Genomic DNA, 12377 nt, shown 5'->3' on the forward strand with positions numbered 1-12377 from the left:
ATGCATTTCAATGTGGGAGCCAGCCTGCTGGCGATTGGGCCGGTACAGACGACAGGAAAGTCGAAATTAACGACCCTTCTTCCAGAGATACGCCCCCACCAGAATCCCCACCCCACACAGCACCGCCACGTAATACGCCGGCCCCATCGGGCTTTCCTTGAGCAGCAGGCTTACGATCATCGGCGTCAGACCACCGAAAATCGCGTAGGCAACGTTGTATGAAAACGACAGGCCGCTGAAGCGCACCACCGGCGGGAACGCCTTGACCATCACATACGGCACCGCACCGATGGTGCCCACCAGCAGGCCGGTCACGGCGTACATCGGGAACAACCAGTCCGGGTGGTCGGCCAGGTTGTGATAGAAGGTCCAGGAGCTGGCCAGCAACGCGGTACAACCGATCACGAAGACTCGCCCCGCTCCAAAGCGATCCGCCAGGGCACCGGAAATGATGCAGCCAAAGCTCAGCAGCACAATCGCCACGCTGTTGGATTGCAGGGCTGTGGTTGGCGAGAAATGGTAGACCGTCTGCAACACGGTCGGGGTCATCAGGATCAGTACCACAATGGCGGCGGACAGCAGCCAGGTCAGCAGCATGGAAATGGCGATAGCACCACGATGATCACGCAGCACCGCACGCAGCGGCACTTCTTCGGCCAGGGCCTTGCGCAGTTGCAGTTCGGCGAACACCGGGGTTTCGTGCAGCCAGCGGCGCAGGTACACCGAGAACAGGCCGAACACACCGCCCAGCAGGAACGGGATCCGCCAGGCGTAATCCGACACTTGCGCCGGGGTATAAACGCTGTTGATCGCCGTGGCCACCAGTGAACCCAGCAAGATACCCGCCGTCAGTCCGCTGGTCAGGGTGCCGCAGGCATAACCGATATGGCGTTGCGGCACGTGTTCGGAAACGAAGACCCAGGCGCCGGGCACTTCACCACCAATCGCGGCGCCCTGGATCACCCGCATCAACAGCAACAGGATCGGCGCCCACATGCCGATCTGCGCATAAGTCGGCAGCAGGCCCATGATCAGGGTCGGCACCGCCATCATGAAAATACTCAGGGTAAACATCTTCTTGCGCCCCAGCAGGTCGCCGAAGTGCGCCATCACGATGCCCCCCAGCGGCCGGGCCAGGTAACCGGCGGCGAAGATGCCGAAGGTCTGCATCAGGCGCAGCCACTCGGGCATGTCCGCCGGGAAGAACAGCTTGCCCACCACCGTGGCGAAGAACACGAAGATGATGAAGTCGTAAAACTCCAGCGCGCCCCCCAGGGCCGACAGCGATAGTGTCTTGTAGTCGCTGCGGGTCAATGGACGTGCTGGTTGTGAAGGCTGCGCGATACTCGAGGGCGCTGTGGTCATGGCAAGGGCTTCTCTTATAGTCAGGTCTGCCGCCCCAACAACGCTGGCAGGGGCTCGGGCAGGTCCGGCACGATAGCAAATTGTTCGAAAAAGCACATAGAGGTGCTTATTTGACGGTCAAAATGAGAACCGGACGGTCGTATCGGAGTCTACCGACCGATATACTCGCAACTGTGCAATGGCTTGCAAGGGTTGCTGTGCGAAAACGCCTGTCAGGTTCATAGGCGATTTCGCAGAGTTTCCCTTTAGGCGCCTTATGGAAAACGTGACGAACGTAGTATGTTCGGTGCTGAATCGTTTTTCCTGAAGACGGCTACCACCAGGCATTACCAATGAAGAGTCACGGGTCAGAGGCACCCCCGGCATGATAGAGCTCGAACAAGAAGATCCGATCCCGCAAGGCGACCTGGCCCTGCAAATCACCGCGCTTCCCCGCGAAACCAATGGCTTTGGCGATATTTTCGGCGGCTGGCTGGTGGCGCAGATGGATTTGGCGGGTACCGCGATGGCCAGCAAGGTAGCCGGTGGTCGCGTGGCCACGGTGGCGATCGACCGCATGGCGTTTCTGGTACCGGTGGCGGTGGGCGCCCAGCTCTCCTTCTATACACAGGCACTGGAAATCGGCCGCAGCTCGATCCAGATGATGGTCGAGGTCTGGAGCGACGATCCGCTGTCCAGCGAATGGCGAAAAGTCACCGAAGCGGTGTTCGTATTCGTCGCCATCGATGGCAGCGGCCGCACTCGCTCGGTTCCGCCTCGCGCCCGTTAAAGAGCCTCGTTAAACCCGGCGACCGTTTTACGGTCCATTGCAGTCCTGTCACTGATCGAGAGCTGTCCCATGAGCACGCCCAACGTTGAAGCCGTGAAACTGGATGAACTGAACTGCTGGCGCATCCGCCACAGTCAGGCCGAATTACTGGTGGCCCAGCAAGGCGCGCACATCCTCAGTTATCAATTGGCTGGTGAACCGCCAGTGATCTGGCTCAATGACGAGGCTGTGTTCAAGGCCGGCAAAAGCATCCGCGCCGGTGTGCCGGTGTGCTGGCCGTGGTTCGGCAACTTCTCGCGTAACCCGCAGAGTGTGCAGGCGATGCGCGTCGGCAACGAGCCGCCAAGCGCTCATGGCTTGGTGCGCGCGATGGACTGGGAACTGGGAGGCATCGAAGCCGAGGGCGAAAGCCTGAAGGTCGAATTCCTCCTGCCCTACCCTGAAGGAGGCTTGCCAGGCTGGCCGCATCAGGTGGACTTGAAGCTGAGCATTCGCCTGGACGAGCAACTGCACATCAGCCTGACCAGCCACAACCAAGGCGCTGAAACAGTGACCATCAGCCAGGCACTGCACAGCTATTTCGCCGTCAGTGATGTGCGCAACGTGCATGTCGAAGGTGTGGATGGCTTGAATTACATCGAGACGCTGGATAACTGGAAAACCGTCACCCAGACCGGCGATCTGCGCTTTGACGGCGAAACCGACCGCATCTACCTCGATCCTCCGGCAAAACTGAGCATCGTCGACCCAACCTGGGAGCGGCGCATCGAGCTGACCAGTACCGGCTCGCGCTCGGCGGTGATCTGGAACCCATGGATCGACCGCGCCGCGGCATTCAGCGACATGGCCGACGATGGCTGGCAGCGCATGTTGTGCATCGAGACGGCGAATGTGATGGATGATGTGGTGGCATTGGCGCCGGGAGCCAGCCATACCCTGGGCGTGAGCATCGCCAGCAAGCCTAACTAATATCCAAAAGCCATTGTGGGAGCGAGCCTGCTCGCGAAGGCGGCATAACAGTCAACATTGATGTTGGATGTTATGGCCTCTTCGCGAGCAGGCTCGCTCCCACAGTTTTGATTTTCTACAGGTCTGACTCCTGCACCACCCGCACCTTCGCCGCATCCAGCGCATAGGCCGCGTCCGCCAGGTCGTTGCTGACCTTCTCGATCTTCAGCGTGCCAGTAACCCACAACGGCGTGTAGATATCATTGAGCTTCAGGCCCTTAGGGTAACGCACCAGCACCAGTTGATTGGGCGGAGGTGGCGGTACGTGGATGCAGGCGCCGGGGTACGGCACGAGGAAGAACAACGTGCTGTGGCCCTTTGCATCGGTTTCCAGCGGCACCGGATAACCGCCCAGGCGGATGTTCTTGTCGTTCATCGACGACACGGTCTTGGTCGAATACATCACCGCCGGCAGGCCTTTGCTCTGCTTCATGCCACCCTTTTCGGTAAAGGTGCCATTGGCTTCGGGGGAGTTGTGGTCGATCTCGGGCATGGCCTCGAGGGCTTTCTGGTCCGACTTGGGCATCAGTTCCAGCCAGTCGGTTTCCGGCAGTTCGCCGGCGTGGGCAAGGCCCGTACCCAGGAAAACAAGAGTCAACAGAAGACGGCGCATGAAAATGCTCGGTAGGGTTGAGGAAATCGCCGGGCATTCTAGTCCTCCCGGGCTGCGCAGCCGAGAGGACTTTGTCGCCTGAATCAGTTCTTTTTGATCAAGCCGTAGATGACCAGCAAGATGACAGCGCCCACCAGCGCACCGATGAAGCCTGCGCCTTCACCCGCTTGATAGAAGCCCAGGGCCTGGCCGCCGTAAGTGGCCGCCAACGAACCGCCGATACCGAGCAGGATGGTCATGATCCAGCCCATGCTGTCATCGCCCGGTTTCAGGAACCGTGCCAGCAGGCCGACGATCAAGCCGATAAAGATGGTTCCGATAATTCCCATGGCATTTCCCTCTGATTTGGTTGGTTATGCGAAAGCCTAGTCAGACTTTGGCATCCTGCCATGAGAGAACGGCGGCCCCGCAATGGTTCCGCCGCTGCCAAATGAAACTGATTTACTCGGCGATGAGCGCTTCGACCTTGAGGATCTGCGCGGCCAGCGTTTCGCGGTCTGCACAGCGCAGGTTGGCGTGACCGACCTTGCGGCCGACCTTGAACGCCTTGCCGTAGTGATGCAGATGGCAATCGGCAATGGCCATGACTTTCTCGGTCTCCGGCACTTTGCCGATGAAGTTGACCATCGCGCTTTCGCCGACCTTGGCGGTCGAACCCAGCGGCAGGCCAGCGACCGCCCGCAGGTGGTTTTCGAACTGGCTGCACTCGGCGCCTTCGGTGGTCCAGTGCCCGGAGTTGTGCACTCGCGGGGCGATTTCGTTGGCCTTGAGGCCGCCGTCGACTTCGAAGAACTCGAACGCCATCACGCCGACGTAGTCCAGCTGCTTGAGCACGCGGCTGGAGTAGTCCTCAGCCAGGGCTTGCAGCGGATGGTCGGTACTGGCCACGGACAGTTTGAGAATGCCGCTGTCGTGGGTGTTGTGAACCAATGGATAGAACTTCGTTTCACCATCGCGGGCACGCACGGCGATCAGCGAGACTTCACCGGTGAACGGCACGAAGCCTTCCAGCAGGCAGGCCACGCTGCCCAGTTCGGCGAACGTGCCGACCACGTCTTCAGCGCTGCGCAGTACTTTCTGGCCCTTGCCGTCGTAACCCAGGGTACGGGTCTTGAGCACGGCCGGCAGACCGATGGAAGCCACGGCGGCGTCCAGGTCAGCCTGGGACTGAATGTCGGCGAACGCCGGAGTCGGAATCCCCAGGTCCTTGAACATGCTCTTTTCGAACCAGCGATCGCGGGCGATACGCAGGGCTTCGGCGCTCGGGTAAACCGGAACGAATTGCGAGAGGAATGCCACGGTTTCTGCCGGAACGCTCTCGAATTCGAAAGTCACCAGATCGACTTCATCGGCCAGCTGACGCAGGTGATCCTGATCGCCGTAATCGGCACGCAGGTGTTCGCCCAATGCAGCGGCGCAAGCGTCTGGCGCCGGGTCCAGGAAAGCGAAGTTCATGCCCAGCGGAGTGCCCGCCAGCGCCAACATGCGACCCAACTGGCCGCCACTGATTACACCGATCTTCATCGTCAACAACCTCAGGCGATGCGTGGGTCTGGATTTTCCAGGACGCTGTCTGTCTGTTCAGCACGGAAGGTTTTCAGCACCTTGTGGAACTGCGGGTGCTTGGCGCCAAGGATACTCGCCGACAGCAGCGCTGCGTTGATCGCGCCGGCCTTGCCGATGGCCAGGGTGGCGACCGGAATGCCGGCCGGCATCTGCACGATGGAGAGCAGCGAATCGACGCCCGAGAGCATCGCCGACTGTACCGGCACGCCCAGTACCGGCAGGTGGGTCTTGGCCGCACACATGCCCGGCAAGTGGGCCGCGCCACCGGCACCGGCGATGATCACCTCGATGCCACGCGCCTCGGCTTCTTCAGCGTACTGGAACAGCAGGTCCGGGGTGCGGTGGGCAGAGACCACTTTCACCTCGTAAGGGATGCCGAGCTTTTCCAGCATATCGGCGGTGTGGCTAAGGGTGGACCAATCGGACTTGGAGCCCATGATCACGCCAACCAGTGCACTCATCGTCGTGCCTCTTCTCTCTGGGCGCCCGCAGGCGCGTCAAAAAACAACAAGCCACGCAATGTGCGTGGCTTGAATGTACGAATTATGGCCGGTCGTAACCGGCCGAAGGCCGCGCAGTATACCTCAATGAAGCCAATAAACAGCCCCTGATACGACCATCTGTCATACGGTGCAAACCGGCAGTTTTATTGACTTTAAGGTCAGCCAAAACCACGAGCTAACAAAGGAAACTCAATGAGAGTGAAAATCGCAAGATCGTGTATTGGTAATCCCGTCCTTCAGATGGTCGACCCATGAACTCCAGCCAATAACCTCACGTACTCATTGAACTCCGGCACAGAGGACGCGTGTTGATGAACGGACTCTGACGGGTAGATATGTAATTCAGGTGGCAAAGTTGGTTTCGGGTCGGCATGAGACGCTTGAACAACAAACAACTTAGATAGATCACACATAATAATTCTCCATTAAACATAATAATTCAATAATTAACAATACGCTTGCACACTAAATCTGGTGCAGGCTCATTAAATGACATTAGCATTAAAAAAAACAATACCTAGATGTCGCTCGATGTAACCAGGCACACCTGAAAACACTGGGGTTTGTTGGCGGGAAGATAAGACTGCGTTTGACAAATGGCGAACCGCATGGAGTTTCGCTTACATGAGCAACTCAGCATCGCTTCGTTTACACCGAATATTTTGTCGACCATTAAGCTTGTTGCATACAAACAGTCAAAACCTCCCGAATTCAAATACAACAGCGGGTGGCTATTCACGACACTGAAAGCCACCGCCCTGCGTTTCAATTATTATTTTTTACGGCGCCAAACATCTATTTAGACAAATCCCCTGAACAACACTTCAACAGCGCCGGCATAAACCAAGGGCATTTTTAATAAACAAATGCCAGTCACTTCACCCAATACCGAGTCATGTAGCGCTCGCCGCTCCACCTTCAAGCTTGCGCCACAACAACCGCACGTTGGCTTTACGCACCAACGCGCAGCGGTACAGTCGAATCTCCAGCGGTACATGCCATTGCGGACCGCCGCATACCACCAGTTCACCGCGGGCCAGCTCGGCGCGTACGCTGAGCTGTGGCACCCAGGCAATGCCCAATCCTTCCAGCGCCATGCTCTTCAGGCTGTCGGCCATGGCGGTTTCGTAAATGGTGGTGAAGCGCAATGCCCGTTGGCGTAGCAACATGTTCACCGAACGTCCGAGGAAGGCACCAGCACTATAGGCAAGCAACGGCACGCTGCCCTCACCTTCCAGATCGAACAGTGGTTTGCCATTCGCGTCCGCTGCACACACTGGCAGCATTTCGGTATTGCCCAGGTGCAGTGACGGGAAGATTTCCGGGTCCATCTGCATCGCCGCATCCGGGTCGTAGAACGCCAGCATCAGGTCGCACCCCCCTTCACGCAGCGCATGCACCGCGTCGCCGACGTTGGTCGCCACCAACCGCGTGGCGATGTTCAGACCTTCGTTGCGCAGTTGGGCGATCCAGCGCGGGAAGAAGCCCAGGGCCAACGAGTGCGCGGCGGCGACTTGCATCACTTCGCCCTGCCCGCCTTCCAGATGATGAAGATGACGCAGCACTTCGCCGAGCTGTTCGACTACGGTACGCGCGGTGACCAGAAACAACTGCCCCGCCGCCGTCAGCTCGACGGGCGTACGCGAGCGGTTGACCAGCGTCAGCCCCAGCGCGGCTTCGAGGCTGCGGATCCGCCGGCTGAAGGCCGGTTGGGTCACGAAGCGCCGTTCCGCCGCCTGGGAGAAGCTGCGGGTGGCGGCCAGGGCACTGAAGTCCTCCAGCCATTTACTTTCCAGATTCATCACGTCCTCCCGGACACGCACCAATTTAGGTCACACGCTCACCGCGAACGCGGCGTCACATAGGCATTATGCCGAATATGCATAGGCCAGTGTTTAACAGCATTGGCCCAAAATTCTCCACAAGCCTAGCATTTGCAGTGTTCCGGCACAGACCGGGTCCATATCGAGATGATTTCTATCATGTCCTCCGCTGCATCATTCCGCACAGAAAAAGACCTGCTTGGCGTACTCGAAGTACCGGCTCAAGCGTATTACGGCATCCAGACCCTGCGAGCGGTGAATAACTTCCGTCTCTCTGGCGTTCCGATTTCGCATTACCCGAAGCTGGTAGTCGGCCTGGCGATGGTCAAACAAGCCGCCGCTGATGCCAACCGCGAGCTGGGTCACCTGAGCGAAGCCAAGCACGCTGCCATCAGCGAAGCCTGTGCCCGTCTGATCCGCGGCGACTTCCACGAAGAGTTCGTGGTGGACATGATTCAAGGCGGCGCTGGCACTTCGACCAACATGAATGCCAACGAAGTCATCGCCAACATCGCGCTGGAGGCCATGGGTCACCAGAAGGGTGAGTACCAGTACCTGCACCCGAACAACGACGTGAACATGGCGCAGTCAACCAACGACGCTTACCCGACGGCGATCCGCCTGGGTCTGCTGCTGGGTCACGACGCGCTGCTGGCCAGCCTCGACAGCCTGATCCAGTCGTTCGCCGCCAAAGGTGAAGAATTCAGCCACGTCCTGAAGATGGGACGTACCCAGCTGCAAGACGCTGTGCCGATGACCCTGGGCCAGGAATTCCGTGCCTTCGCCACCACCCTGGGCGAAGACCTGGCACGCCTGAAGACATTGGCGCCAGAACTGCTGACTGAAGTGAACCTGGGCGGTACCGCGATCGGTACCGGCATCAACGCCGACCCGCGTTACCAGCACCTGGCCGTTCAGCGCCTGGCCACCATCAGCGGTCATCCGCTGGTACCGGCAGCCGACCTGATCGAAGCCACTTCCGACATGGGCGCCTTCGTGCTGTTCTCCGGCATGCTCAAGCGCACCGCGGTCAAGCTGTCGAAGATCTGCAACGACCTGCGCCTGCTGTCCAGCGGCCCGCGCACCGGCATCAATGAAATCAACCTGCCGGCGCGTCAGCCAGGCAGCTCAATCATGCCAGGCAAGGTCAACCCGGTTATTCCGGAAGCCGTGAACCAGGTGGCATTCCAGATCATCGGCAACGACCTGGCCCTGACCATCGCCGCCGAAGGTGGCCAGTTGCAGCTGAACGTGATGGAACCGCTGATCGCCTTCAAGATCTTCGACTCGATCCGCCTGCTGCAACGCGCCATGGACATGCTGCGCGAGCACTGCATCACCGGCATCACCGCCAACGAAGAACGTTGCCGGGAACTGGTCGAGCACTCGATCGGCCTGGTCACCGCGCTGAACCCATACATCGGCTATGAAAACGCCACCCGCATCGCCCGTATCGCCCTCGAAAGCGGCCGCGGCGTGCTGGAACTGGTGCGCGAAGAAGGCCTGCTCGACGACGCCATGCTCGCCGACATCCTGCGCCCGGAAAACATGATTGCTCCGCGTCTGGTTCCGCTCAAAGCCTGAGCCGACGCGTTACCTGTAGCACCGCTCACCAGGTCGAGGGACTAGACACCTCTCACCTTTTGAGGGCTTGGAGATCACTCTCCAGGCCCTTTTTTTTAACTTTTTATAGGTAAACACAGACCCTGTGGGAGCGAGCCTGCTCCGGGCGGCGTTCCGACGAAGGGGCCATTACACTCAACATCGATGCTGTCATTTACACCGCTTTCGCGAGCAGGCTCGCTCCCACAGACAAGCATCGGTATAGTGCCGCCCCTCTTCGCGTGAGCGGTCGTCGGTAGCGAGGCCACAACCCATGCGAAACCCGAACTAATAACAAACCCGCGATATGAAACCGGGACGAACATCGACCCGCCCGTTGTGCCGTGCGCCAACGGATGTAACTCGATGTGTCTATCCGGCCAGCATTTGCCTACACAAAAAACAGCGAGGAATAATCCATGCTCGAAGTCATTAACGACTTCCTCTCAGGGAAAGTACTGATCGTGCTCATTGTCGGGCTCGGTAGCTACTTCACGATCCGCTCGCGTTTCGTTCAATTGCGCCACTTCTTCCATATGTTCGCGGTGTTCCGCGACAGCCTGCGCAGCAGCACCGGTCAACTCAGTTCGTTCCAGGCCCTGATGCTCAGCCTCGCCGGCCGTGTCGGCGCGGGCAACATCGCCGGTGTCGGCATCGCCGTAACCCTCGGCGGGCCCGGCGCGGTGTTCTGGATGTGGGTGACCGCATTGGTCGGCATGTCCAGCAGCTTCTTCGAATGCTCCCTCGGCCAGCTCTACAAACGCGCTGACGCCGACGGTACCTATCGTGGCGGCCCGTCCTACTACATCCAGCACGGCCTGCAAAAACGCTGGCTGGGGATGATCATGGCGTTCCTGCTGCTGATCACCTTCGGCTTCGCCTTCAACGGCCTGCAATCCCATGCCGTGACCCACTCGCTGAACAACGCCTTCGGCCTTGACACGACTTACACCGGTATCGCTCTGGCAGTACTGCTGGGCCTGGTGTTCATCGGCGGGATCAAGCGCATCGCCAAGGTCGCCGACCTGCTGGTACCGGTGAAAACCCTGGTGTACATCGGCGTGACCCTCTACGTGATCGTGCTGCAGTTCGATCAGGTGCCGGGCATGTTGATGACCATCGTCAAAAGCGCCTTCGGTCTCGACCAGGCCTTCGGCGGGTTGATCGGCAGCGCGATTATCATGGGCGTGAAGCGTGGCGTGTTCGCCAACGAAGCGGGCCTGGGCAGTGCGCCGAACGTGGCCGCCGTTGCGTCGGTCGAGCATCCGGTGGCGCAAGGCGTGGTCCAGGCGTTCAGCGTGTTCCTCGATACCTTCGTGATCTGCACCTGCACCGCGCTGCTGATCCTGCTTTCGGGCTTCTACACTCCAGGGTTCGAAGGCGACGGCATTGCCCTGACCCAGAACTCCCTGGCCGCCGTGGTCGGTGACTGGGGTCGGATGTTCATCTCCGTGGCCCTGGCGTTGTTCGTCTTCACGTCGATCCTCTACAACTACTACCTGGGCGAAAGTAACCTGCGCTTTTTGATCGGTGAAAACCGCAAGGCGCTGATCGGCTACCGCGCGCTGGTACTGCTATTGATTTTCTGGGGTGCCATCGAAAACCTCGGCACCGTGTTCGCTTTCGCCGACATCACCATGACCCTGCTCGCGTTCGTCAACCTGATCGCGCTGTTCCTGCTGTTCAAGGTCGGCATGCGCATCCTGCGCGACTACGATGACCAGCGCGCTGCCGGCATCGAGACTCCCGTCTTCGATTCAAGCAAGTTCCCGGATCTGGACCTGGACCTCAAAGCCTGGCCGGCCAACCCACCGCCAGCCACCAAGACTCAAACTCAGCCGCAAGGCGTACCCGCGGCGCAACGCTGATTGGTAAACAACGGGCGCATCCCCTGCGCCCGTCAGTTAAAGTGCACACATTGTGGGAGCGAGCCTGCTCGCGAAAGGGCCATCACCTTCAACATCTTCGTTGACTGAGACACCGCTTTCGCAAGCAGGCTCGCTCCCACAGTTTTCTCTTGCGGAGACCTGCTCATGATTTCCAATACCTACCCTGCCGCGCAAAATGTCATGGTGCTCTACACCGGCGGCACCATCGGCATGCAAGCCAGCGCCAATGGCCTGGCCCCGGCGTCCGGTTTCGAAGCGCGGATGCGCGACTATCTGCACAGCCAGCCTGAACTCGTGGTGCCGCAGTGGCGCTTCCGCGAAATGGCGCCGCTGATCGACAGCGCCAACATGACCCCCACCTATTGGCAGCAACTGCGCGAAGCGGTAGTCGATGCGATTGATGTTCAAGGCTGCGATAGCGTGCTGATCCTGCACGGCACCGACACCCTGGCCTACAGCGCAGCAGCCATGAGCTTTCAACTGCTGGGCCTGAATGCCCGTGTGTGCTTTACCGGTTCGATGCTGCCGGCCGGCGTGACCGACAGCGATGCCTGGGAAAACCTCGGCGGTGCGCTGGTCGCTTTGGGCCAGGGCCTGGCACCCGGCGTGCATCTGTACTTCCACGGCGAACGGCTGGACCCGACCCGTTGCGCGAAAGTGCGCAGTTTCGGTCGCCATCCGTTCAAGCGCCTGGAACGTCAGGGCGGCGGTGTGAAGGCCGCTTCACTGCCCGCCGCGTTGAACTACAACCAGCGCAAACAACTGGCGAACATCGCGGTGCTGCCGCTGTTTCCCGGCATCAGCGCCGAGATTCTGGATGGCCTGCTCGACAGCGGCATTCAGGGCCTGGTGCTGGAGTGTTACGGCAGCGGCACCGGGCCAAGCGACAACCCCGAATTCCTCGCCAGCCTGGAACGGGCCCGGGACAAGGGTGTGGCGGTGGTTGCAGTTACGCAATGCCATGAAGGTGGCGTCGAGCTGGATGTGTATGAGGCCGGTAGCCGCTTGCGCGGCGTCGGTGTGCTGTCTGGCAGCGGGATGACCCGCGAAGCCGCCTTTGGCAAGCTGCATGCGCTGTTGGGCGCCAGCCTGGATACCGCAGAAGTTCGCCGTCTGGTCGAACTGGATCTGTGTGGCGAATTGAGCTGAATCTGAAAACCATTGGGTATAAATAATTACCACCTTCCCTGACTGATGGCTCCCTAGCATGGAAAACCCGAGGCTTGTCCTCGGGCAACT

Annotated in this window: 11 protein-coding genes; 5 read left to right on the forward strand and 6 right to left on the reverse strand. The window is 59.6% G+C overall.

Features of this window, described 5'->3' with window-relative positions; translation table 11 throughout:
* Positions 1–66: 66 nt before the first annotated feature.
* A complete protein-coding gene (locus ACW9HW_RS02240; RefSeq protein ID WP_095194604.1) occupies positions 67–1365 on the reverse strand; it encodes an MFS transporter in 1299 nt (432 codons plus the stop codon).
* A 364-nt stretch (positions 1366–1729) separates the two neighbouring features.
* On the opposite strand from ACW9HW_RS02240, the gene ACW9HW_RS02245 reads away from it, so the two are divergent.
* Both ACW9HW_RS02245 and ACW9HW_RS02250 read left to right on the forward strand, forming a co-directional pair.
* On the forward strand, positions 1730–2134 hold the full coding sequence (locus ACW9HW_RS02245) for an acyl-CoA thioesterase (RefSeq protein ID WP_007896491.1): 405 nt from the start codon (positions 1730–1732) through the stop codon (positions 2132–2134).
* Positions 2135–2203: 69 nt separating this feature from the next.
* A complete protein-coding gene (locus tag ACW9HW_RS02250; RefSeq protein ID WP_457398005.1) occupies positions 2204–3103 on the forward strand; it encodes a D-hexose-6-phosphate mutarotase in 900 nt (299 codons plus the stop codon).
* A gap of 115 nt (positions 3104–3218) precedes the next feature.
* On the opposite strand, the gene ACW9HW_RS02255 is transcribed toward ACW9HW_RS02250, so the two are convergent.
* From ACW9HW_RS02255 to ACW9HW_RS02275, 5 genes are all read right to left on the reverse strand, one after another.
* Positions 3219–3755, reverse strand: a complete 537-nt coding sequence (locus tag ACW9HW_RS02255; protein ID WP_095194602.1) for a DUF3299 domain-containing protein — start codon at positions 3753–3755, stop codon at positions 3219–3221.
* Positions 3756–3838: 83 nt separating this feature from the next.
* On the reverse strand, positions 3839–4084 hold the full coding sequence (locus ACW9HW_RS02260; protein WP_008064532.1) for a GlsB/YeaQ/YmgE family stress response membrane protein: 246 nt from the start codon (positions 4082–4084) through the stop codon (positions 3839–3841).
* A gap of 112 nt (positions 4085–4196) precedes the next feature.
* Positions 4197–5279, reverse strand: coding sequence for a 5-(carboxyamino)imidazole ribonucleotide synthase (locus ACW9HW_RS02265; protein WP_457398010.1), 1083 nt, complete (start codon positions 5277–5279; stop codon positions 4197–4199).
* A gap of 11 nt (positions 5280–5290) precedes the next feature.
* Positions 5291–5782 carry a 5-(carboxyamino)imidazole ribonucleotide mutase gene (gene purE / locus ACW9HW_RS02270; RefSeq protein WP_095194600.1) on the reverse strand — a complete coding sequence of 164 codons (492 nt, stop codon included), beginning with the start codon at positions 5780–5782 and terminating at the stop codon, positions 5291–5293.
* Positions 5783–6717: 935 nt separating this feature from the next.
* Positions 6718–7626, reverse strand: a complete 909-nt coding sequence (locus ACW9HW_RS02275; RefSeq protein WP_095194599.1) for a LysR substrate-binding domain-containing protein — start codon at positions 7624–7626, stop codon at positions 6718–6720.
* Between the two features lie 180 nt (positions 7627–7806).
* Between ACW9HW_RS02275 and aspA the strand changes: the two genes are divergently transcribed.
* The 3 genes from aspA (at position 7807) to ACW9HW_RS02290 (ending at position 12287) form a co-directional block, all read left to right on the forward strand.
* On the forward strand, positions 7807–9231 hold the full coding sequence (aspA, locus tag ACW9HW_RS02280; protein WP_020797941.1) for an aspartate ammonia-lyase: 1425 nt from the start codon (positions 7807–7809) through the stop codon (positions 9229–9231).
* Between the two features lie 437 nt (positions 9232–9668).
* Positions 9669–11117 carry an alanine/glycine:cation symporter family protein gene (locus ACW9HW_RS02285; protein ID WP_457398015.1) on the forward strand — a complete coding sequence of 483 codons (1449 nt, stop codon included), beginning with the start codon at positions 9669–9671 and terminating at the stop codon, positions 11115–11117.
* A 165-nt stretch (positions 11118–11282) separates the two neighbouring features.
* Entirely contained in the window at positions 11283–12287 is a 1005-nt protein-coding gene (locus tag ACW9HW_RS02290) for an asparaginase (protein ID WP_457398018.1), read from the forward strand.
* Positions 12288–12377 lie beyond the last annotated feature (90 nt).

Source organism: Pseudomonas sp. SDO5532_S415, from assembly GCF_054071155.1.